The sequence below is a fragment of the Streptoalloteichus tenebrarius genome, from assembly GCF_024171885.1.
In the GTDB taxonomy this organism is placed as follows: Bacteria; Actinomycetota; Actinomycetes; order Mycobacteriales; family Pseudonocardiaceae; genus Streptoalloteichus; species Streptoalloteichus tenebrarius.
In genome coordinates this window covers 283,381-305,998 of sequence record NZ_JAMTCP010000004.1, presented here as the reverse complement: position 1 = coordinate 305,998, position 22,618 = coordinate 283,381, and the positions used below count along the sequence as shown (strand labels likewise).

The following is a 22,618-nucleotide window of genomic DNA, read 5'->3' as shown; positions in this document are numbered from 1 at the left end:
GCTAGAAGTTGACATTGGTGTCAGGATCAAGTCGGACGACGACCGGCGAGGTGGGACATGCGGATCGGGGAACTGGCCCGGCGCACCGGGGTGAGCGAGCGGTCACTGCGCTACTACGAGAAACAGGGGCTGCTCAAGCCCGAGCGCACGCTCGGCGGGCACCGCGACTACCCGGAGACCGCGGTGGACCGGGTGATCCGGATCCAGGAGCTGTTCGCCGCCGGCCTGAACAGCACCAGGATCGGGCAGTTGCTGCCCTGCATGCGGGACTCCGACGGCGGCCCGTCGGAGATCGCCACCCCGCGCCTGGTCACGGAGCTGGTCAAGGAGCGGGACCGCATCGACCGGACGATCCAGGACCTGCTGCGCTCGCGGGAGGTGCTGGAGGACGTGATCAGGGCGGCCTCGAACGAGCGCACCCGGGTGGAGCCGGACCGGCGGCGACACCCGCGAGCCCTGTAGACGGGCGTCGCCGCCGGTGACGGGGTGTCAGGCCTGTGCGGGGCGCGGGAACTCCAGCAGCACCGACGCCATCACCTCGGCGGTGGGTCCGTGGCCCTGTCCGGGCAGGACGCGCCGGCGCGCCGAGGGGATCGCCTCGGCGACGGCGTCGGCGGCCTCGGGCATGCCGGGGAAGGTCTGGTCGCCGGAGAACACGACGGTGGGCACGGTGACGCCGGCCCAGCGGGCGCGCCAGTCCGGGTCGAGGTTGATCTCGTTCACCGCGGCCAGGTCGTAGACGAGGGTGGGGGCGACCGCGACCATCGCCGGCCAGGTGGGGGACTGGGCCATCCCGTCGACCACCTGCTCGGGGACCCCGATCACGGCGGTCAGGTCGTAGCGCAGGGCGTCGTCGTGCCGGCCCTGGGCGAGCAGGGACCGCAGCGCGGCCAGGTGGTCGGTGTGGTCGACCCCGGCGAAGAACGGCGGCTCGTACAGCGCGAGCGCGTTCACCCCGAGGCCGGCGGTGGCGGCGGCCAGCGCGAGGGCGGCGCCGGAGGAGCTGGAGTAGAGGGTCGCGGCGCCGCCGACGGCCTCGATCAGCGCCGCGAGGTCCTCGACCTCGCGGTCCAGTGACCACGGCGGTGTGTCGCCGGAGCGGCCCCGCCCGCGGCGGTCGTAGACCACCGCGGTGTGCCCGGCGTCCGCGAGGCGGCGGGCCGCCAGGGTGGTGTCCGGGTCGAGGGCACGGTACTGGGTGGCTCCGCCGATGAAGACGACGGCCGGGCCCCGTCCGTGGCGGTCGTAGTCGATCAGGGTTCCGTCGGCCGACGTCAGCGTGCTCATGGCACAGGGATACACCGGGGCCCGGACATTTCAGCCCTGGTCGGCTGCCGGGCGCAGGGCGTCGCCGACGGCGCGCAGCCCGTCGAGGAGCTGCTCGGCCCCGGGCGCCCGGTCCGGGTCGATCATCCACTGCACGAGCAGTCCGGTCAGCAACGTCATGTGCACCGCGCCCATGGCCTGCCGGGTCCGGTCGTCGCCGTCGGGGGCGGGCAGCAGGTCGGCCAGGCCCTCGCGGGCCTCGACCTGGCCGGCGGCGAGCTGGGCCCGCACCTCGGGGGAGTGGGCGGCCTGGACGACGGCCTCGACGTTGGTGGTCCACATCGCCTGGTCGTCGACGAAGGAGCGGGTCAGGCGGTCGAGGAAGTCCCGCAGGCGGCCGGCGGCGTCGGCGTCGGCCGGCACGGCGTGCAGGACCCGGTCGACGGCCTCGGCCGCCGACTCCATCAACGCCTGGTTGAGCAGGGCGTCCTTGGTGCCGAAGTGGTAGTTGATCGCCGCCAGGTTGGTGCCGGTGGCGGCGACGATGTCGCGCACGGTGGTGCGGGCGTAGCCCCGCTCGGCCAGGCAGCGCCTGGCCCCGTCGAGCAGTTGTTCGCGGATCCCCACGTGATCACCCTACCAGCCGGACTGACGTGTGTTTCAAACCACTGTCACTGACAATTGTTTGAAACGCTTGTTAGCGTCGGTCGCATGATCACCGCCACCGGCCCGGCGCCCCCTGGCCGCCGGGCCTGGCTGGGCCTGGCCGTCCTCCTGCTGCCCGCCCTGCTGGTCTCCCTCGACGCCACCGCCCTCCACCTCGCCCTGCCCGCCCTGAGCGCCGCCCTCACCCCCAGCGCCACCGAGCTGCTGTGGATCACCGACCTCTCCCCGTTCCTGCTCGCCGGCCTGCTGGTCACCATGGGCGCGCTCGGCGACCGCATCGGCCGACGCCGGCTGCTGCTGACCGGCGCCGCCGGGTTCGGACTGGCCTGCGTCCTGGCCGCCAGCGCCACCAGCCCGACCACGCTGATCGCCGCCAGGGCCCTGGTCGGCATCGCCGGCGCCACCCTGATGCCCTCCACCCTCGCCCTGGTCCGCCACCTGTTCGCCGACCCGCGGCGACGCGCCGCCGGCATCGCCGTCATCACCGCGGGATTCGCCGTCGGCGCCGCCCTGGGCCCCTGGTGGCCGGCGTCCTGCTCGCCCGCTTCTGGTGGGGCGCGGCGTTCCTGGTCCCCGTGCCCGCGATGGCCCTGCTCCTGGTGCTCGGCCCCCTGCTGCTGCCGGAGTCCCGCGGCGAGGCCACGGCCCGGCTCGACCTGCCCAGCGCCGCGTTGTCCCTGGCCGCGGTGCTGCCCGTGGTCTACGGGCTCACGACCCTGGCCACCCACGGCTGGGCCGCGCCGCCGGTGCTGGCCATCGCCGGGGGAACCGCGGTCACGGTCGCGTTCGCCCGACGGCAGCGCCGCGTGGCCAACCCCCTGATCGACCCGACTGCGCTGGCCGCCCCCGCCTCCCGCGTCGCGCTGGGCGTCAACGTCCTCGCCGCCTTCGGCATGGTCGGCTCCACCCTGCTGACCAGCCAGCACCTGCAACTGGTCGCGGGGGCCAGCCCCCTGGCCGCCGGGCTGTGGACGCTGCCCGGCGCCGTCGCCGCCGTGGCCGGCGCGACCACCGCCTCGGCCCTGGCGCGCCGCGCACACCCCGCGATCGTGATCGCAGCCGGGCTCGCCCTGGCCACCGCCGCGTTCGGCACGCTGACGCTGGCCGACACCACCTCCGGGGTGTGGCCCGTCGTGGCCGGCGGCACGCTCATGGGCGCCGGGCTGACCATGACCCTCACCAGCACCGCGAGCCTGGTCATCGGCGCCGCCGGCGGCCTGGTCGAGACCAGCGAGAAACTCGGCTCCGCCTGCGGCGCCGCCCTGCTGGGCGCGCTCCACGCCGCCCGCTACCGGGCGGAACTGGCGGCCACCGCGCCCCCGCACCTGCCCGCCGACCTCGCGGCGACCGCCCGGGAGACCCTCGGCGCCGCCCTCACCGCCGCCGACCGGCTCCCCACCCCCACCGGCGAGGCGCTGCGCCTGGCCGCCCAGCAGGCGTTCGTCTCCGGCACCCGCGTGGCGATGCTCGTCTGCCTGGCCCTCTTCACCGCCGCCACGGCCCTGGCCCCGGTCCTGCTCCGGCGCGCCGACCGCCACCCCTGACCTGCCACCCACACCGAGAAGGAAGGCCCGACATGCCCACACCTCTGGCGCTCACCCACGTCACCGTCATCGACGCCACCGGCGCGCCCGCCCAACCGGACATGACCGTGATCGTCCGCGACGGCGTGATCACCACCCTCGGCCGCTCCAGCGAGGTCCCGGTGCCCGCCGACGCCACCACCCTCGACCTCACCGGCCGCCACCTCATCCCCGGCCTGGCCGACATGCACGTCCACACCGACGCCCACGAGCAGGTCTACCTGCCGCTGTGCCTGGCCAACGGGGTCACCACCCTGCGCCAGATGTCCGGGCAACCCCACCACCACCAGTGGCGGCGGCGCATCGCCGAGGGCAGCCTGCTCGGCCCGAGGCTCACCATCGGCAGCAAGATCATCGACGGTGTGCCGTCCCTGTGGGACTCCTTCCCCGACGCCCAGTGGGACAGCCCCGCCAACGCCCCGATCCGCCGGGTCAGCGGCCCCGACGACGCGCGCCGCGCCGTCCGCGAGGCCAGGGAGGAGGGCGCCGACTTCGTCAAGGTCTACTCACGACTGCGCCGCGACGTCTACCTCGCCCTCGTCGACGAGGCCCACCGCCTCGGCATCCCCTTCGCCGGCCACATCCCCGACGAGGTCCCCGTCGTCGAGGCCGCCGAGGCGGGACAGGCCAGCTTCGAACACGTGCACGCCCTGTTCCCGGCCACCTCCCAGCACGACGTCGAACACCTGCGGGCCCTGGCCGAGATCGAGGTCGTCAGCCAGGACGCCTACAGCGGCTGGTTCCACCAGATCACCGAGGTGGAGTGGGAGGCCGCCCACGCCTACAGCCCATTCCGCGCCGCACGGGTGTTCCAGCGCCTGGCCGCCACCGGCGCCGCCTACACCCCGACGCTGACCATGCACCGGATGCTCGACCTGCCCCACCTCGGCTCCCTGGCCGACGACCGGCTGAAGTACCTGCCCGCCAGCATGCTCGGCATCTGGGAGTGGGTGCACGACGAGATGTACACGCGGGGCCGCACCGCCGTGGAGGCGGCCCGGCGCGCCGTGTTGTTCCAGCGCCGACTGGAGGTCACGCAGGCCATGGCCGAGGCCGGGGTGCGGCTGCTGGCCGGGACCGACAACCCCACGCTGTTCGGCGTCCACGGCTTCGACCTGCACACCGAGCTGGACCTGCTGGTCACCGCCGGACTCAGCCCGATGGCCGCGCTCCAGGCCGCCACCAGGGAACCGGCCAGGTTCCTCGGCCTGGGCCACGTCTCGGGCACCGTCGAGCAGGGCAAGCGCGCCGACCTGGTCGTGGTGGACGGCGACCCGCTGGAGGACATCCGCAACACCCGCCACGTCCACGCCGTCGTCGTCGACGGCCACCTGATCGACGCCGCGACGCGGACGCGGATGCTGGCCGAGGTCGAGGCCGCCGCGGCCGCGATCGGCGCGCCCCCGCAGGAGCCCACCCGCCAGGGCTGCTGCTGACCACCCGCGTGGGGGTCCTGGCCCCGGCGTGGACCGGGACCCCCACGCCTGACAGGACGCCGCGCCACCCCCGGGCGATCACTCGTGAGGCAGGCCGGGCTTGTCGGTGCCCCTTCTACGGTGCGGCGTGGCACGCGCGCACATTGACCGACGAGCAGTGGCCGCCAATCGGGCCGCTGCCGCCCGCCTCCTCCGCCGCGAAGGGACCCACCGGTGGACGAGGCGTCGGGAGATCAACAGGATGCTACTCAAAGCGAAGACGGGCGCGGCGTGGCCTACCGGAACGGTGGGCCGTGGGAGAGGTGTCGACAGCCGGTTCTGGCGGTGGTCGCGCACCGGCACCCTGGCCGCTCTGGTGACAGGGGTGCTGGGGACCGCCGAAGCACCGTGCGCGCCCACCAGCGCACCGCCGGCGCGGCGCACCGTCTTCTGACGCGCCGGGGTCGGCTTCTCTGGAGCCCGGGCCGCCAGGCCTCGGAGACCACCGACAGCGGCGGAAGCAGGACTCTACGAACAGTCCGAGGAGCCCGGCCGAGACGAACAGCTCCCCGCCAACCGGCACAGGAGCCACGCGAAGACCTGCGAGCGACCCCCACTACCTCAGCTCAGCCCCCACCCGCCCTGGGGGGCGAGCCCCGCTCCAGCCTACCGACCCCAACACCCCGCCCCAAGGACACACCCGGCACCTGTGGACAACCAGGGCGCCTGTGGACAAACCCATCCCTCGACAGCAGGACAGGCTTGACACCACACGAAAAACCAGCTCGCTGAACAACCAGGTTCACCGCCCACGCGGCGAGGACGGCGGCGACAGAGGCGGCGTGGGACACGCGCTGTGACGTGATCAGCCTGTTGGTGGGCCGGCCCACCGGGTCAGGGACAGCGCGGTGGGTCACCGAGATCCGGGGCGATCTCCCGCCACTCCTCCTCCCGCGCGCCGCGCCCGATCACCGCGCAGAGGCGTTCCCGGGCTGTCTCCGGCCGGGCGGTCCACAGGAAGGTGATCTTGTCGGAGCCCGCGCTGGCCACCAGCCCGTCCGGCCCGAACGCCACCCGGTTCACCGGCAGGCTGTGCCGCAGGAGGTTGGCCGCGACCTCCCGACGCCCCACGTCCAGTAGCCGCACGGTGGTGTCCTCGCTGGCGGTGGCCACGGTGCCCCCGTCGGGGCTGAACGCGAGGTCGCGCACGGCCGCCGTGAGCCGGAGCGTGCCGGTGACCTGGCGGGAGGCGACGTCGGCGAAGACCACCGTCTTGTCGCTGCCCCCGGCCACGACCAGCCGCCCGTCCGGGCTGAACGCCACCGCGTAGACCACCTGCTCCGGCCCCCTGATCTCACCCGTCACCCGGGCGTCGGCGGCCGACCACAGCCGGATCCGCCCCTCGGCCCCACCGGTCGCCAGGACCTGCCCGTCCGGGGAGAACGCGATCGCCTCCGCCCTGGTCTCGCCGGTCAGCCGCGCCCGCACCCGCCCACCGCCCAGCTCCCACACGACCGGTTCGGCCTCCTTCGCGTCATCCGGCAGGGGAGTGCCGTCCGGGCGCAGCCGGAGCCGCAGCGTCGCCAGGTGGCGGCCGTCCGGGCTGAACACCACCCGCCCCAACCCCTGCCCGTCCGGATCACGCAGCACCGCCCGCGTCTCACCGGTCCCCACGTCCCACACCCGCACCGTGGCGTCGTCGGAGGCCGTCGCCAGCAGCGACCCGTCGGGGGAGAAGTCCACCGCCCGCACGGCCGCCGTGTGACCGGTGAGCACACGCACCTGCTCCCGGCGCGACGCGTCCCAGAGCCGGACGCTGCGGTCGGAACTCACCGTCGCCACCAGCCGACCCGACCGGTCGGTGGCGACGTCGGTGACCGCGTCGGTGTGCTCGCTGAGCACGACCTGCCGGAACTGCCACAACCGCACCACACCGTCCCCACCCGCGGTCGCCACCCGGTGCCCCGAGGGCGCGAAGGCCACCTGGTACTCCGCGTTGACCTGCGTGGCCAGGTCGCCGAGCTGCTGCCCGAGCCGGACATCCCACACGTGCAGGGCGCGCGTGGCGCCGCCCACCACCAGCCGCGCGCCGTCCGGGCCGAGCGCGAGACCACCCGGCCGGTTCGCGCCGAGGAACGAGATCGCGTTCCGCTCCGAGTGACTGGCGACATCCCACACCCGCACCGTGCGGTCCTTCGGGCTGGAACTGACCACCGTCGCGCCGTCCCCACTGAACGCGACGAACTGCACCGCCTGGGTGTGCCCGCCCAGCACCGCCGACTGCCGCTGCTGGGCGACATCCCACACCCGAACGGTGCCGTCCTCACTCGCCGTGGCGACGCTGCGCCCGTCCCCGCTGAAGGCGATGTCCCAGATGTAGTTCTGGTGCCCGGTCAGCGTCGCCCGCGGAGCACGCGTCGCCGCGTCCCACAACCGCACCGTCGCGTCCGCGTGCCCGGTCGCGATCATCGTGCCGTCGGGGCTGAACGCGACCGTGCTCGCCGGCACGGGCATCACCGCCACCTGCCGGCGGGTGGCGACGTCCCACAGCCGGAACCCGTCCACGGAGAACGCCGCGCTGGCCAACGTCCTGCCGTCCGGGCTGAACGCCACCTTGTTCACCGCGAGCTTGCCGGCCGTCACGCCCTCCGCCGCCGGCGTGCCGGCCGGAAGCTCCGCGAGCTGACGACCGGAGTGGCCGTCCCACAACCGGACCGTGCCGTCGACGCCGCCCCCGCTGGCCACCAGCGCCCCATCCGGGCTGAACGCGACGCTGTGCACGATGCCCCGGTGGCCACGCAACTCACCGTCGTAGTTCTCCATCTGGGTGGTGAGCAACGCCCCCCGCGACTCGGTGGTCTGGCCCGTCTCCCACGCCTTGAGCGCCAGCAACATCGCCCGCCGCGGATTGCTCGCCCGACTGGTCTCGGCCTCGGCCGCGAGCTGACGCGACGTCGCCGTCTGCCGTTCCCGCTCCGCCGTCGCCCGCTGCCGCACCGCGACCACCGTCGCCACCAGCGAGGCCACCAGGAGCACCGCGAGCACACCCGTGAGCTGACGCAACCGGCGGGCCCGCTGCCGCGCCGCGTCGACCTCCGCCTCCTCGGCGGCCACACTGGCGGCCAGGAAATCCCGCTCCAGCGGGTTCAGGTCGGCCTCGTGCCGCGCCGCCCACTCCCTGGCGACCGCGAGCCGAACACCCCGGTAGAGACTGCCGGCCTCCCGGTCCAGCGCCCGCCAGGACCGCGCGGCCTCGGTGAGCTGGCGGTGCGTCAGCAGACCCGCGCGGTCCTCGGCCAACCAGTCCCGCAACCGGGGCCACTCCCGCAACAACGCCTCATGCGTGATCTCCACCGACTCGGCGTCCACGGTCACCAGCCGCTCCCGCACCAACGCCCGCAACGCCGACGCCGCCGGCGCGCCAAGCTCGGCGAGTTCGTCGGCCCGCACCCGCCGACGCGCATCACCCGGGCCGTCCCCCAACGCCACCAGACGCAACAGGACCCGACGCGCCGCGGCACGCTCCTCCGGGTCGAACCGCCCGTACACGCGCTCCGCCGTCGTGCGCAGCGCGTCGCGGATCCCTCCCGAATCGCGATAGGCCGCCACCGTCAGCCGCCACCCGTCGCTCTGCTTCCACGTCTCCCGCAGCGCGTGCGCCAACAGCGGCAGAACACCCGCGTCGTGCTCGTCGTCGCCCCGCACCCGCAGATCAGCCAGCAGCCGCTCGACCAACTCGGGCTCGACGCCCAACCCCACCGCCGCGGCCGGCCCCCGGATCGCCAACCGCAACTCCGCCTCACTCATCGGCCCCACCAGCACCTGGTTGCCGTTGAGCAACCCGGCCAGCTCGGGCAGCGCCGCGCACGCGGGGTAGAAGTCCGCGCGAACGGCGGCCACCACCGGCGTGCCCTCGGCGGCCAACCGGACCAGCTCCGCGACGAAGGACCGCCGCCGCCCCTGGTCCTCGCACTGGGTGAACAACTCCTCGAACGGGTCGACGACAACCAGCCCAGGCCCCTCGACACCGGCCAGCGCCTCACCCAACGCCCCCACAGGATCGACACCGGGAGCCAGCCGCACCCAGCGCCGCGCGACCCCACTGGGCAACAGCCCACGGGCCACCGCCGGCTGAAGACCCGCCGCCAGCACCGAGGACTTGCCCACCCCCGAAGCCCCGACCAGGAACAACGGCGCTCCGCCGCGCTCCCGCTCACCCACCTCACCCAACAGGTCGTTCACCAGCGACGCGCGACCGAAGAACCAGTCGGCCGTCGCGGCGGTGAACGCGGCGAGACCGGGAAAGGGACACGGCGGCGGCTGCCCCCCAGGCGACGACGCCCGCTCAGCAACGCGCTCATCTCGCGTCCCCACCTGCCGCCGCAGCTCGATCACCTCCAGCAACGTCCTGCGCAGCAGGTGCGACTGGTGGTGCTGCTCGCGCTCCTGGTCAGCCAACCTCCCGTGCAGCGCCACCAGCGTGGAGTCCAGCCGCGCCGCCAGGTCGTGGAACTCGCCGAACCGGACACCCAGGACCCGCACACCCTCGGTGATCTCCCGCGCCAACTCCCCGTGCGCCCCGGCCACGGCCTCGGTGAGCGCCGCCTCCGCGGCACCCACCGCGTCGAGCACCCGCGCGACCTCCTCCCGCAGGGCCGGGTCGCCCATGCGCTCCTCCAACGCCGCGGCGAGCAGGTCACGCAACCGCTCGACGTCGATCCCGTCCTGGCCCTCACGGCGCATCCGCTCCGCCGTGCCCGACAGGAAGTCGGCGACGAAGTTGCTGCCCATCCCGCCGAGCTGCGCGAACAGGGGAGCCAGAGCGGGGGAGTCGACACCCAGCAACGGCGCCGCGACCGGCGCGACCGCCGAAGCCGTGAGGAAGGCGACGATGCCGGTGGGCGTCAGCTTCCGCGCGCCCCGCCCGGTCGCCCGCGCGACACCCCGCACCCACGCGCGCACACCCTGCCGGGCACGATCGACAGAGTGCGGGACCGATTCAGCCGGCGCCGCCCCCTCGTCGTCTCCAGCCATCGCCCGCCCCCCCGGATCGCCGACAACCGGTGAGTGGACAGCGTGGTGGGACAACGGGTCGGCCAGCAATCCGCCGCTCGGCCCACCCGCTACTGCACTTGCGCGACGAACACCCCCACAGCGGGCGCACACGGCGTCGCCGAGGCCCCGGTCGACCACACCTCTCTAAGGTCAGAGGGACACAGCACCACCCGACCTGGCAGGACGATGACCCACCTCACCCCACCCGCCCAGGCCGTGTTCGACTCGCTGCTCGGCCAGTGGACACTGTCCCGCACGATCTCCGGATACGGCGCCTTCCACGGCACCGCCCACTTCCGGCCACTCCAGCCCGGCGTCCTGCACTACCGGGAGGACGGCGAACTCCAGAGCACCACCGGCAGCCGCACCCCCGCCTACCGCGAGTACTTCTACGTCCTGCGCGACGACCACCTGCGGATCTGCTTCACCGACACCCCACCCGACAGCCCCACCGGCGGCCGGGTCCTGCACGACCTACTGCCCACACGCACAGGACCCGGCCCCTGGCCGGTGTCAGCCACCGCCGTCCACCACTGCGGACACGACATCTACACCGGCCACTACGACTTCCACAGCCCCGACCAGACCCACGTCACCATCACCGTGACCGGCCCCGCCAAGGACTACACCATCCACAGCACCTACCGACGCCCCTGACCCACGGGGGAGAGACCCCGCCCCGCCGAGAAGACCCAGCCAAGAAGACCCAGTCGAGAAGACTCACAAGAAGACTCAGTCCAGAAGGCGCAGCTCACCCTCCACCGGCACATCCGGCCGAGCGCCGTTGGCCACCAACACCAACTCCCACCCCTCACCCCGACGCCGCCACTGCCCACCCGCCAACGGCACCGCGCCACCCCCGGTGCCGGACCCCGCGTCCAGTCCAGCCGCCCCGCCACCGTCTCCACACAGGCCCCCGCCAACACCTCGGCCACCACCCCGCGGTCCCGAGGATCAGCCGCCGCCGTCACCGCGTGCACCGCCACCTCCACCAACGCATGCGCCAACCCCAACGGCTGAAGCCACGGCCGCCCCGTGACCTCCTCATACGTCCGGGCCAGCTCCTCCGCACCGCCCACGCCCAACGACGACCGCGTCGCCCCGCGCGGCGACCACGACACCACCGTCGCCACCCCGTCCACCCCGGCCTGCGCCGCACCGAACGGATAGGTCAGCCACCGCGACGAGGTCAACAACCGCAGCCGCACCTCCTCGGCCCGCGCCGCCCCCCAGAACCGCGCCAGGTCCTGCGGAGTCCCCGCCGAGGTCACCGCCCGCATCCCACTGGCCACCAACGCCTCCACCTGCTCGACGAAGTCGCTCTCGGACTCCCGGTAGGCCTCCAGGTCCACCAACCCGAACCCGGACGCCTGCGCCGTGGACACGAACCCGCCCTCGGCCGACCGCAACGCCCGCCCCTGCACGTCGTCGTTCCACAGGCAACCGACCTCGGCCACCCCGGCCGCACGCCACATCTCCCCGAACGCCCACGCGATGTCGTCCAGACCCCACGCGAAGTGGAACACCCGGCCCTCGTCCGCCCCCAGCTCCGACTGCCGCCGGTAGACCTGCCACGGCAACATCGTCGACACACACGGCACACCCCGCCGCGCGCACGTCCGCGCCACCGCCGGCACCGTGTGACTGCCCGCCAACGTGACCACCACCCCGACGTCCTCACGGTCGGCCAGAACCTCGACGGCGGCCACCGCGCCCTCCGGCGTGGACCCGCTGTCCACCACCGCGAACACGACCGGATGCCCCTGGCGGTCCCACCGCCGGACCAGGTCGTCGAGCACGAACAACAGCGGATCGCCCAACGAACGCAACCGCCCCGTGCGATGGACCACCACACCGACGGTGGGCACCCGGGACGTGGGGGAGGAGGTCTCAATGATCACCGTACGTACAACGGCCTCCCACACGGTCAACAAAATCGCTCAATGCGGGGACCCACCCGACACGACCCACCCACGACGGCCGCGTCACGCCACCAAGGCGGCAGCACGACGCCCGCCCGAACTCCACCGCTGCCACCCCGCCCACCAAGCGAGGCGACATTCTCCGGCGCGGACGTTTCGGCACACGCCGACACATCCCCGCCATACGGTCGCCGACATGTCCGTCGACCGACACATCACCACACCCGCACAGGTCGCCGCCCTCCTCGACGACCCCACGTTCACCGTGCCACCCGTCCCCACGGGCGGACCCACCCTCGGCATCCGCTGGCTCCGCAGGAGCGTCGCCCGCTTCTCCGAAGGAGAACACCACCAACACCGACGACGACTCGCCGTCACACTACTGTCCACAGTGGACCCCACTGAACTGCGCCACCAAGCCCACCACCAGACCACAACCCTGCTCGACACAGCGGCCCCCGACCCGATCGACCTCATCAGCCAGATCTCCCGAGTCATCCCCGTCCGCGTCCTCGCCACCGCACTCGGCGCACCCACCGCCCCCATCAGCGCCGTCGCCACCGCCGCGCAGGCCTACCAACCCCACACCGGCGACGAAGAACCCGCCAACCACGCCGTCGCCGAACTCGCCCAAGCATTCAACGGGGGAGAGGACGACACCACCGCCGCCAAGATCGCACTCCTCATCCAGACCTACGACGCCACCGCCGGCCTCATCGGCAACGCAGCCCGCACGATGCTCCGCACCGACACCCCCAACACACCCACCGAAACCATCGTGACCACCACACTCCGCCGCCAACCACCAGTCCGCCGAACCCGCCGCACAGCGAAGGACACCGGCGAGACCATCACCCTCGACCTCGCCACCAGCAACCTCCCCTTCGGCGCCGGCCGCCACCAGTGCCCCGGACGAACCCACGCCCTCGCGATCACCACCGGCATCCTCGACGCCCTCCACGGCGCCCGCCTCGCCGAACACCACATCGACCACGAGCCCTCCACCACGCCGCACATCCCGACGAAGATCCTGGTGACCCGATGACCACCAACGCCACCACCACCTTCCGCGCACTCCACCAACCCGGAAACCCCCTCCTCCTCCCCAACGCCTGGGACCACGCCACAGCATCAGCCCTCGTCGCAGCCGGATTCCCCGCCATCGGCACCACCAGCCTCGGCGTCGCCGCCACCCACGGCATCCCCGACGCCCACGGCCTCGCCCGCCACGAAACCCTCGCCCTCACACACCGACTCACCACCCTGCCCTGCCTGGTCACCGTCGACATCGAGGCCGGCTTCAGCGACGACCCGGGGGAGGTGGCCGACCTCGCCGCCCAACTCCACGCCGCCGGCGCCGTCGGCATCAACATCGAGGACGGACGCCACGACCACACCCTCGCCACCATCGACCACCAGGCCGACCTCATCCACGCCATCAAGGCCCACACGCCCGACCTGTTCGTCAACGCCAGAACCGACACCTACTGGCTCGCCACCGGCGACCTCACCGCGACGATCACCCGCGCCGAGCGCTACCTCGACGCCGGAGCCGACGGCATCTTCGTGCCCGGCATCGCCGACGACGAGGACATCACCACCGTCGTGTCCGCCATCGACGCGCCGGTCAACGTCCTCTACCTCCCCGCGCGCCACACCACGGCGCGGCTCGCCGACCTCGGCGTCAGCCGCATCAGCACCGGATCACTGCTGTTCCGCGCCGCCCTGCACACCGTCACCGAGCTGGCGGAAGCCATTCGGGCCGGCAGGCCGACCTCGGTCAACGCACCGTCCTACGACGACATCCAGAAAGCCCTGCTGGCCAACACCAAGGGAAGAACCACCAAGGAACAGCGGCCTCACACGTCATGAGGTCACCCGAGACCATGCCGAGCACGACCAGGCGGCAGGGGAGCGGGGCACAGCGTCACACACCACGCCGGGCAACGGTCGGGGCCAGATGATCATCCGGTGCGGCCCCCAGGAAGGGGAGTGGTGACGTGACCTCAGCGGCGGGCACGGCATTCCGCGCGACGTCTTCTGTGCAAGAGGTCTCCGAGAGTTCATGGCGACCAGACAACGTCTTCGAACGCACCCGCAACTGTGCGTGGGCATCGTCGACGAGCAGGCGCGAGGCGAACATCGCGACCATCCGGGACGAGCTGGCGCGCATCGAGGCGTCGAGGCACGCGTCGGGCCTGAACCCGCGACGGACGGCGCTGACGGCGCGAGCGGCGCGGGGAAGTGGTGCGGGCTGGGCCGGTCACTCGTTACTTAACATAATGTACATTATCGGCACTTCGGTGACCTGCGGAGACAGGGGCTGACCGTCCCTTTGGGCCGCCTTGTCCTGTCAGTGCGTTCGACCGCGCAACGCGTCGTGTTGCTCGTTCGCGCACGACTGTCGACGCGCTGACGGCCGCCGAGCGCGCGCTCACGTTTCGTCAGCGGGCGCCGTGCCGAGCCGGCGAGTGCGTGAGTGTTCGGGGCGACCCCGGGGCGCCGGCACTCGCCTGGGCAGGACCCGCCGACGCCCCGGGGCCAATGGCTCTGGGGCGTTCGGCGTACAGGGAAACCCACCGGTCAAAACGTCACAGTGACGTAATGACATGAGCGAGACAGCACCAGCCGGGAACACCAGGACGCCACCCATCGGGTTCCCGTCACGCCCTGGCCGGCTACCGGACCTGATCCTGGCCGGCCGGCGGGCCGATCTGCCCCGAGTTCGTCCTCGCAACAACGCATCCACGGCACGGTTTCGACGCTGGCCAAGGCTCGCCGGGCCACCTGAAAGCACCGAGAGAAGTCGATCAAGGAACAACGAGTGCGCGGCGTTGTCAACAACGGCGTGGCCGGGCCATGGGAAATCGGGAGGAGGGGCAACAGTCCCCCATGGGCAAGGAGCTGTCCCCGCTCATGTTTCATGCATAATTGCGATTATGCATGAAACTGTGCGGACGAAGACCTGAGTCCTGTCTCGCCCCGTACTGTGTTCGCCCGCTCCCATCAACGGCATCTCGACTGTGCCGCCAGCCTCCGGCGTAGCCGGTGCCACTCACCCGAGCACTGCCCGTGATCACCACCGGGGCGACCCCCTTGCGCCACGCGAACTTCCCGCCCTGAGGTTCACGCACGAACCACTGCCCTTTCCGGGCCTCCTCTCCCCTGTTCTCCCGCCTCGTCAAGCCCGAGGTTTGGGAATGTCAGGCCCCTCTGTGCCCCACCGATAGTGGGTGCGCCGGGACGAACACACCGCGCTCCACGCTTTCGGGAGGCTCTTCATGAGGAGAACGGCACGGCTGGTGACGGCGGCGTTTGGGGCCGCGCTGATGGTCGGAGGAACGTTCGTCGCCCCCTCCGCTTCTGGTGCGCGTGAGGACACCCAGCCACCGCCAACTGGTGGAACGGCGCCGCGGTGCAGACGTGGGAGTGCAACGGCAGCGCCGGCCAACAGTGGCGCACCACCTGATCCGACGGGGTCGCGCCGCGTGGTGGGCGATTCGGTCGCGTGGTCGGTCCACCAGCCCCTGTGCGCGTCCGGGAGGGAACGTGCCAGGGGCTGGTGTGTCCGTGTCTGGTCAGGTGAGCTGTTTGTAGTAGAAGCTGCCGTCCCGCAGGGTGCCGGTGGGGTCGGACGCGTAGCGGGGTACCACGCCGAAGCGGGTCCAGCCCGCTGACGTGTACAGGCCCTCCGCGGGGCTTCCGGTTTCGGTGTCCAGCAGGAGCAGTGTGACGCCGGTGTCCTTGGCGGCCTGTTCGGCGGTGGTGAGCAGGGCGCGGCCCACCCCTTGGCCGCGTGCCTGTGGGTGCACCATGAGCTTGACGATCTCGGCCCTGTGAGTGGCGTTGGCCTTGTCGGGGCGTGCGAGGCTCACGGTGCCCTGGACGCCGGTGGGGCCGGTGGCGATCCAGACCGTCAGGGTTCCTTGGGCCACGGCGGGTTTTCGTTCCCGCCACCAGGTCAGGGCCGTGTCGTGGTCGAAGGGGGTGAGGAAGCCGAGGGAGGCTCCGCTGGAGACGGTGTCGACGAGCAGGTCGGCCAGGTCCGGCAGGGCGTGGGAGAAGTCGTCGGCGGACAGGCGAACGATGCTGCGCACGGGTTTTCCTTGTCGGGCGGGGGAAGTGGGGGTCAGGGCAGGACGAGGGCCAGGGCGTAGCGGGCGGGGTCGGGTCCGGGGCAGTGGAACCGGGTCTGGCCCCAGAGTCGGAATCGCAGGCAGTCCCCCGCGTGGATCTGGTGTGTGGTGTGGTCCACCGTCACGTCCAGTGCGCCGGTCAGCACCCAGATGTGTTGTTCCAGGCCGGGTACGGAGGGGCTGTCGTAGGTGATGTCGGCTCCTGGTCGCAATGTCCCCTCGACGAGTTCGGCGCGGAGCCCGGGGTGTGGTGGGGACACTGAGCGTCGGGTGAAGCCGGTCTCCTTGTCTTGCCAGATGGTTTGTTGGTCGGCTCGCACGAGGTGTGGTGGTTCGGTTTCCACCTCGGCGAGCAGTCGGGACATGGTGCGTTGGTAGGCGGTGCAGAGTTTGCCCAGGAGGGCGGCTGTGGGGCTGATCTCGGCGCGTTCGAGGCGGGACAGGGTGGAGCGGCTGATGCCGGTGCGGCGGGCGAGGTCGTCGAGGGACCAGTTGTGTTCGGCGCGGAGTTCGGCGAGCCGTCTGGCGAGCCGGTTCTCCATGTCGTGGGTGTCTTGCGCCGGGTCGGTGTCTCCCATATTCGGGATGCTATCCCATATCTGAGAGGGCGAGGGGTTGGGTCGCGGGGTTCGCCTCCCCTGGTGGTGTCTCCAGGAGTTCCTGGCGGTTCGAGTTTCGTCACGTTGGTGACGATCTCCCGGTCTCCGTGCCCGTCGGGCGAGACCGACGGCGGTTCCTCGGGGTGTCCGATGAGGAGGGTCGGCCGGCTGGCGAGGTTCGCAGTGGTAGAGGACGCAGCGGATCGGGGCCATCTGGGGCATGCCGCTGAGGCAAGATCGGCGCAGCAGGTGCGTCGAGCCCGACGCCGCGAGAAGCAGGGGGGAACCATCCCATGGCCGCCGTGTTGTCCGATCGTCTCAAGGAAGTCCTCGACGCGCCCACTTTCGTCACGTTGGTGACGATCCAGCCGGACGGCAGCCCGCAGGCGTCGCCGGTGTGGGCCACCTACGACGGCGACGACATCCTGATCACGAGTGCCGTGGGGAGCCGCAAGGAGCGCAACCTCCGTCGTGACCCGAGGGCGACGGTGGTGGTCCAGCCCGTCGATGAGCCCTACTCCTACGCGGAGATCCGGGGCGAGGTGGCGTTGAGTGACGAGGGTGGCCGGGAGTTGCTTGACGCTTTGTCGGTGAAGTACACGGGAAAGGCGTATGCCGAGTTCAATCCGACGGCCGATCCTGACGAGGCGTTGGTGGTCCTGCGCGTGACGCCAAGCAAGGTCGTGGGTCGTCTCGGGGCCTGAGCGCCATCCGCCGGGTCAGGGGTCGATGTGGCCCCTGCCCCGGGCAGGGTTTTCGCGGAGCATCCGCTGTGCCCCACCGGCTCAGGGTCACTGCGCCCAGTGCCGGTTCTGTGGGCACGGCATGCTCGGGGTCTCCCCCGGCCGTTGGCGCGGTTCTCCTGTGACGTGGTGGCCGGCGGGGGCGAGCCGTCGGCCTTTCCAGGCATGAGCTGTCGGGGTGGCCGGTGGGTGGTCATCTGGGTTGGCACGACGTCGTTGTGCCGGAGGTCGTCATGGTGGACCGGTCGCGCCTGGCCCTTGACCGGTAGTGGGGTTGGATTGGGTGTAGGTGAACCGCGCCTCGTCGAGGCGTGGTTCACCTGTCTGTTCTGCCTGGGGCAGCCGGTGTCTTCGGTGGTGTCGTGGTGGTCCTGCCTCAGACGTGTGCCGTTGCCCGCTCCTGCCGGGCGGGGTTCGTGAGGCCGACCGCGTGGGCGAGGCGGCGGTAGGAGTCGAGCATCTCCGCTCGGTCGTAGGTGCTCATGCCGATGAGGAACTCGTCGACCTCGCCCCTGGTCGCGAGGGTGTCCAGTGTCGCGGCCACCTCGTCCTCGGTGCCGTGGACCTGTCCGGCCAGCGCCTCCTCGAAGAAGGCGCGCTCCCTGGCGCTCATGTCCAGTGCCAGGACCTCGTCGGCGGGGCGGAGGGGCGGGAACTCGCCGTGGGTTCGGGAGTAGGCGGTGGACCAGGCCTCGGAGGCCAGGAGGCGTTGGGCCTGCTGCGGGGTCTCCCCCACCGCCGCGGTGACGGCGGCGATGACGTATGGGCGGGGCGACCAAGTGGAGGGGCGGAAGCGGGTGCGGTAGCGGTCGAGGGCCTGGAGCCAGCGGTCGCCGCCGTGGACGGCGATGACCAGGGGGAGGCCGAGGTCGGCGGCGTGGTCCGCGGCGGGGCCGTTGGCGAGGACGAAGGGTGGGACCCGGAGTCCTTCGGCGGGGTGGGCGTGGACGCCGGGGTGGTGGTCCTGGTCTCCGGTGAAGTAGCCGAGGAGTTCGGTGAGGTGGGCGCCGAACCGCTCGACGGCGTCCTTGTCGGCGCCGAGGGCGCGGCGGATGCCGGTGGTGAAGCCGACGGAGCGGCCCAGTCCCATGTCGATGCGGTTGGGGAAGAGCGCGGAGAGGACGCCGAACTGTTCGGCGACGACGAGGGGGCGGTGGTTGGGGAGCATGACTCCCCCGGTGCCGACGCGGATGTGGGAGGTCGCGGCGGCGACGGCGGCGGCGAGGACGGTGGGGGCCGATCCGGCGACGCCGGGGACGCTGTGGTGTTCGGAGACCCAGAACCGGTGGTAGCCGAGGGCTTCGGCCTGTTGGGCGAAGCGGACGGTGTCGCGCAGGCTCTGGGCCTCGGTTTGTCCCTGGCGGGTGAGGGAGCGGTCCAGGACGGAGAACCGGGTGGGCAGCACGTCAGTGTCAACGCCTGGTGGAGGGGGTGATTCCCGGGTGGATGGGTGGGGTGAGGGTGACCACGTGTTGTCGGCGTCGGGTTGCTGGGTGGTGTCGGCGTGGGGGGGTGTTGGTGTTGTCGAGTGAGGCTGACTGGTGGGGGGCCTGTTGTTGCGCACCTTGCCGTCGTTTTCCGTGAGGGTGTGCTTGGTGTGGTGGCTGGGGGTCAGCTTGGGTTGAGGTCGTGCGGCGGCGTGGTGGGGGCGCCGACCGGGGTTTGGGTGTGATCAACAACCGTTCTCCGGGGTCCGCTCCCCCGCCTCGGGCTGGTGATCAGCGGTGACGTCCCCAGGGCCGGGTTGGGTCGCGCTCCCGGCTGCTCTGCCCCCACTGATCGGTAACGTCGTTATAGAGGTTCTGTACCCTCGGTTCGTGAGTGCGCGAGAGCGAATCCTGGAGGCGGCCGCCCGGTTGTTGGCGGAGTCCGGTGGGGAGCCGGTGTCGACGCGGGCGATCCTGACCGAGGCGGGGGTGGGCGCGCCGACCCTCTATCACCACTTCGGTGACAAGGAGGGGCTGTTCGAGGCCGTGGTGCGGTACGGCTTCGAGGAGTACCTGGCGCGGAAGCGGGAGCTGCCCAGCAGCGGGGACCCGGTGGAGGACCTGCGTCGGGGGTGGGACGCCCACGTGGAGTTCGGGTGCGCTCATCCGGCGTTCTACGCGTTGATGTACGGGCGGGCGCGGCCGGGCAGGCAGCCGTCCGCGGCGACGGAGGCGACTGCGCTCCTGGTGGGGTTGTTGGAGCGGGTGGCGCGGGCGGGTCTGCTGCGGGTGGAGGTCGAGTGGGCGGCGCGGATGATCGAGTCGGCCGTGGTGGGGGTGACGCTGCGGGCGATCGCCGAGGCCGACGAGCGGGTGTGGCGTCGGGTGTCGGAGTTGGTGCGGCAGGCGGTGTTCGACCAGGTGTTGGTGGCGGAGCGGCGGTCGGCGGAGGTGTCGGCGTCGGCCGAGGCGGCGGAGCGGTTGTTGGCGTTGCCGTTGGGTGAGGCGGAGGGGTTCTCGGCGGCGGAGGTCGCGTTGTTGCGGGAGTGGTTGTCGCGGTTGGCCGGGGGTGCTGGTCGGTAGTGGGCTGGGTGCGGTGGCGGCGTCTCCCCTGGTCTTTTCCCTGGCCTTGCGTTCGGGGGCTGGTGGTGGGGTCGTAGGCTTGGGCGCCGTGACCGCTGCGCAGCTCATTTCCTTTGCCCGTGGTGCCCCGTCGCTGGACATCGTCGACGTTGATGGTCTGAAGGCCGCCGCTGTGCGGGCGTTCGAGGCCGATCCGGTGGGTGTGACCGCCTATGGTCCCTCGGCTGGTTACGCGCCGTTGCGGCAGTGGGTGGCCGACAAGCATGGTGTGGGCGCCGACCAGGTGTTGGTGACGAACGGGTCGTTGCAGGCTGACGCGTTCCTGTTCGAGCACCTGGTGTCGGCCGGGGATCACGTGGTGGTCGAGCGGCCGACGTACGACCGGACGTTGCAGAACCTGCGGGCGATGGGTGCGGTGGTGCACCAGGTGACGCTGCGGGACGACGGGATCGACGTGGCGGAGCTGCGGGCGCTGGTGGAGTCGGGGGTGCGGCCGAAGCTGGCGCACGTCATCCCGAACTTCCAGAACCCGGCCGGGGTGACGTTGTCGCTGGAGAAGCGGCGGGCGTTGCTGGAGTTGGCCGCCGAGTTCGGGTTCACGATCTTCGAGGACGACCCGTACGTGGACATCCGGTTCCGGGGTGAGCCGGTGCCGTCGATGCTGGAGTTGGACGGCGGCGCGGGGCGGGTGGTGCACGCGTCGAGCTTCACCAAGACGGTGTGCCCGGGTGTGCGGGTCGGGTACCTGGTGGGCGCGGCGTCGCTGATCAGGGAGATCGCGGCGAAGGCGACGAGCCTGTACATCTCGCCCGGCATGGTGGCGCAGGCCGTGGTGCACCAGTTCTGCGTGTCGGGCGCGTTGGAGGCCTCGATCAAGACGGTGCGGACGGCGTTGGCGGAGCGGGCGTCGGTGCTGGCGGAGTCGCTGCGGCGGCACCTGCCGGAGGCGCGGTTCACCGAGCCGGACGGCGGCTACTTCCTGTGGGTGGAGCTGCCGGAGGATGTGGACGCGGCGGCGTTGGTGTCGGCGGCGGCCGAGCGGGGCGTGGCTGTGGTGAAGGGCAGTGACTTCCTGCTGGAGGGTGGCCGGAGCGCGCTGCGGTTGGCGTACTCGGCGGTGACGGTGGAGCAGATCGACGAGGGTGTGCGGCGGTTGGCCGAGGCGGTGGCGGTGGTCCGCGCCGGCTGAGCCCTTCTCACGCTCTGGTGTTGACGCCCCCGGTGGCGCGTGCGTGTGCGCGTGGCGCCGGGGGCGTCGTGCATGATCGGCGTGGTGGTGGTGTCGGTCGTGTGAGGGGTGCTGTTGGTGCGGTTGGTCGACGCGGAGGAGGCGTTCTTCGAGGCTCGTCGGCCGAGGAAGGACTCGCCGCACACCACGGCGGCGTATCGGCGGGACGTGGCGGGTGTGCGGGCGCGGTTGGCCGAGGTGGTGGGGCGTGCGGGTGAGGAGTTGTCGCTGTCGGAGGTGACGGCGGAGGCGTTGCGGCGGGCGTTCGGGTTGTTCGCCGACACCCACGCGAAGAGTTCGGTGTTGCGGGCGTGGTCGACGTGGAACCAGTTGTTGACGTTCTGCGTGGCGGAGGGGTGGATTCCGGGGAATCCGATGGGGGCGGTGGCGCGGCCTCGGCCGCCGGCGCACGCGCCGAAGCCGTTGCGGGGTGAGGACACGCCGGAGCGGTTGTTGGAGTCGGTGGCCTCGGGTGGGCGTCGGGCGCGGGATCCGTGGCCGGAGCGGGATCTGTTGGTGTTGGCGTTGGGGCTGCTGTGCGGGTTGCGGTCCAGTGAGATGTTGGCGTTGACGGTGGGTTGTGTGGTGGGGCGGCCTGGGGAGAAGCGGCTGCACGTGCGGGGGAAGGGCAGTCGGGAGCGGTCGGTGCCGATCGAGCCGGCGATGGAGCGGGTGATCGAGGCGTACCTGGGGTCGCGGCGGCGGCGGTTTCCCGGCGATCGGGTGGGTCGGGATTCGCCGTTGTTGGTGGATCGGTCGGGTGCGGCGATGGGTCGGGGGGCGTTGCAGTACCTGGTGCAGTCCTGTTACCGGTGGGCGGGGTTGCATGACCGGGTGCCGTCGGGGGCGAATCTGCACGCGTTGCGGCACACGTTCGCGACGCGGTTGGCGGAGGACGGGGCGCACGCGGCGGAGATCATGCGGTTGTTGGGGCACGCGTCGTTGGCGTCGAGCCAGCACTACATCGAGTCGACGAGTCGGGAGCGTCGGCTGGCGGCGGCGTCGAACCGGACGTATCGGAAGTTGGGTGAGGTGGCGTTGGGCGAGGGCTGAGCCCTTGCTCCCCCTTGCCTGGTTGTGCGTGCGGGTTGGGCTCGGGGTGCTGGTTGGGGTGGGGGCGCTTCGGTGGGAGCCCCGTTGGTGTCGTGATCTCCGGTGGGCTCCCCCGGATTTGCTCTGGGTGTCCTCTCCCCCGGTGGTGTGCCGCGGAGGGTGCGCTCTTTCCCGGGTGATGGGTCTCGTCGCCCCGGTGTTCACCGCCTGAACGGCCTCGGCGATGGAGTGCGCGTTGTGGGCGCGTGTCCTCCGGGTTGGGATGCGCTCAGTCGGCGGCGTCCAGTGTCCGAGCGGGGTGGTGAGTTGGTCGCGCTCGGCGGGTCAGTGCCGCGAGGGTGCGGTCGAGGAGGTCGGGGACGGTCTGTTCGGCCTGGTCGAGGACGTGGCGGCCGGGGTCGATCATGGTGGCGGGGTCGGGGCGTCGGTCGGTGAGGAACGC

General features: G+C 71.9%; 18 protein-coding genes and 1 pseudogene. 11 read left to right on the top strand and 8 right to left on the bottom strand.

Annotated elements, in window-relative coordinates:
- Positions 1-57 precede the first annotated feature (57 nt).
- Positions 58-462, top strand: a complete 405-nt coding sequence (locus tag LX15_RS06680) for a MerR family transcriptional regulator (protein ID WP_253668599.1) — start codon at positions 58-60, stop codon at positions 460-462.
- 27 nt (positions 463-489) lie between these two features.
- On the opposite strand, the gene LX15_RS06675 is transcribed toward LX15_RS06680, so the two are convergent.
- Both LX15_RS06675 and LX15_RS06670 read right to left on the bottom strand, forming a co-directional pair.
- Positions 490-1,287 carry an alpha/beta fold hydrolase gene (locus LX15_RS06675; protein ID WP_253668598.1) on the bottom strand — a complete coding sequence of 266 codons (798 nt, stop codon included), beginning with the start codon at positions 1,285-1,287 and terminating at the stop codon, positions 490-492.
- Positions 1,288-1,317: 30 nt separating this feature from the next.
- Positions 1,318-1,893 (bottom strand): TetR/AcrR family transcriptional regulator, encoded by a 576-nt coding sequence (locus LX15_RS06670; protein ID WP_253668597.1) that lies wholly within the window; start codon positions 1,891-1,893, stop codon positions 1,318-1,320.
- Positions 1,894-1,977: 84 nt separating this feature from the next.
- On the opposite strand from LX15_RS06670, the pseudogene LX15_RS33015 reads away from it, so the two are divergent.
- The 3 genes and pseudogenes from LX15_RS33015 to LX15_RS06655 form a co-directional block, all read left to right on the top strand.
- A pseudogene (locus LX15_RS33015) lies at positions 1,978-2,394 on the top strand (MFS transporter); the annotation flags it as partial.
- Positions 2,395-2,453: 59 nt separating this feature from the next.
- Positions 2,454-3,476 carry an MFS transporter gene (locus LX15_RS33010; protein WP_253668640.1) on the top strand — a complete coding sequence of 341 codons (1,023 nt, stop codon included), beginning with the start codon at positions 2,454-2,456 and terminating at the stop codon, positions 3,474-3,476.
- Between the two features lie 32 nt (positions 3,477-3,508).
- Complete coding sequence (locus LX15_RS06655; RefSeq protein WP_253668596.1) at positions 3,509-4,951, top strand: amidohydrolase family protein; 1,443 nt, start codon at positions 3,509-3,511, stop codon at positions 4,949-4,951.
- 873 nt (positions 4,952-5,824) lie between these two features.
- Here LX15_RS06655 and LX15_RS33005 read toward each other — a convergent pair.
- A complete protein-coding gene (locus LX15_RS33005) occupies positions 5,825-9,880 on the bottom strand; it encodes an nSTAND1 domain-containing NTPase (protein ID WP_253668595.1) in 4,056 nt (1,351 codons plus the stop codon).
- 291 nt (positions 9,881-10,171) lie between these two features.
- On the opposite strand from LX15_RS33005, the gene LX15_RS06645 reads away from it, so the two are divergent.
- Entirely contained in the window at positions 10,172-10,642 is a 471-nt protein-coding gene (locus tag LX15_RS06645) for a DUF6314 family protein (RefSeq protein WP_253668594.1), read from the top strand.
- Here LX15_RS06645 and LX15_RS06640 read toward each other — a convergent pair.
- Positions 10,627-11,835 (bottom strand): ABC transporter substrate-binding protein, encoded by a 1,209-nt coding sequence (locus LX15_RS06640; RefSeq protein ID WP_253668593.1) that lies wholly within the window; start codon positions 11,833-11,835, stop codon positions 10,627-10,629. The genes LX15_RS06645 and LX15_RS06640 overlap by 16 nt on opposite strands.
- Positions 11,836-12,103: 268 nt before the next feature.
- Between LX15_RS06640 and LX15_RS06635 the strand changes: the two genes are divergently transcribed.
- Positions 12,104-12,952, top strand: coding sequence for a cytochrome P450 family protein (locus LX15_RS06635; protein WP_253668592.1), 849 nt, complete (start codon positions 12,104-12,106; stop codon positions 12,950-12,952).
- Positions 12,949-13,779 carry an isocitrate lyase/PEP mutase family protein gene (locus tag LX15_RS06630; RefSeq protein WP_253668591.1) on the top strand — a complete coding sequence of 277 codons (831 nt, stop codon included), beginning with the start codon at positions 12,949-12,951 and terminating at the stop codon, positions 13,777-13,779. Before LX15_RS06635 ends, LX15_RS06630 begins: the two co-directional genes overlap by 4 nt.
- 1,706 nt (positions 13,780-15,485) lie before the next feature.
- Here the strand turns inward: LX15_RS06630 and LX15_RS06625 are convergent.
- Positions 15,486-16,004 (bottom strand): GNAT family N-acetyltransferase, encoded by a 519-nt coding sequence (locus LX15_RS06625; protein WP_253668590.1) that lies wholly within the window; start codon positions 16,002-16,004, stop codon positions 15,486-15,488.
- A gap of 32 nt (positions 16,005-16,036) precedes the next feature.
- Entirely contained in the window at positions 16,037-16,621 is a 585-nt protein-coding gene (locus LX15_RS06620; protein WP_253668589.1) for a helix-turn-helix domain-containing protein, read from the bottom strand.
- 323 nt (positions 16,622-16,944) lie between these two features.
- Here LX15_RS06620 and LX15_RS06615 point away from each other — a divergent pair, with 323 nt between their 5' ends.
- Complete coding sequence (locus LX15_RS06615) at positions 16,945-17,346, top strand: PPOX class F420-dependent oxidoreductase (RefSeq protein ID WP_253668588.1); 402 nt, start codon at positions 16,945-16,947, stop codon at positions 17,344-17,346.
- A 415-nt stretch (positions 17,347-17,761) separates the two neighbouring features.
- Here LX15_RS06615 and LX15_RS06610 read toward each other — a convergent pair whose 3' ends face one another.
- Entirely contained in the window at positions 17,762-18,790 is a 1,029-nt protein-coding gene (locus LX15_RS06610; RefSeq protein WP_253668587.1) for an LLM class flavin-dependent oxidoreductase, read from the bottom strand.
- A 412-nt stretch (positions 18,791-19,202) separates the two neighbouring features.
- Between LX15_RS06610 and LX15_RS32255 the strand changes: the two genes are divergently transcribed.
- The 3 genes from LX15_RS32255 to LX15_RS06595 all read left to right on the top strand — a co-directional run bounded on the left by LX15_RS32255 (position 19,203) and on the right by LX15_RS06595 (position 22,176).
- Complete coding sequence (locus tag LX15_RS32255) at positions 19,203-19,895, top strand: TetR/AcrR family transcriptional regulator (RefSeq protein ID WP_308213418.1); 693 nt, start codon at positions 19,203-19,205, stop codon at positions 19,893-19,895.
- 88 nt (positions 19,896-19,983) lie between these two features.
- A complete protein-coding gene (locus LX15_RS06600) occupies positions 19,984-21,084 on the top strand; it encodes an aminotransferase-like domain-containing protein (protein ID WP_253668586.1) in 1,101 nt (366 codons plus the stop codon).
- A 111-nt stretch (positions 21,085-21,195) separates the two neighbouring features.
- Entirely contained in the window at positions 21,196-22,176 is a 981-nt protein-coding gene (locus LX15_RS06595; protein ID WP_372502418.1) for a tyrosine-type recombinase/integrase, read from the top strand.
- A 268-nt stretch (positions 22,177-22,444) separates the two neighbouring features.
- Here LX15_RS06595 and LX15_RS06590 read toward each other — a convergent pair whose 3' ends face one another.
- Complete coding sequence (locus LX15_RS06590; RefSeq protein ID WP_253668584.1) at positions 22,445-22,582, bottom strand: hypothetical protein; 138 nt, start codon at positions 22,580-22,582, stop codon at positions 22,445-22,447.
- Positions 22,583-22,618: the final 36 nt, after the last annotated feature.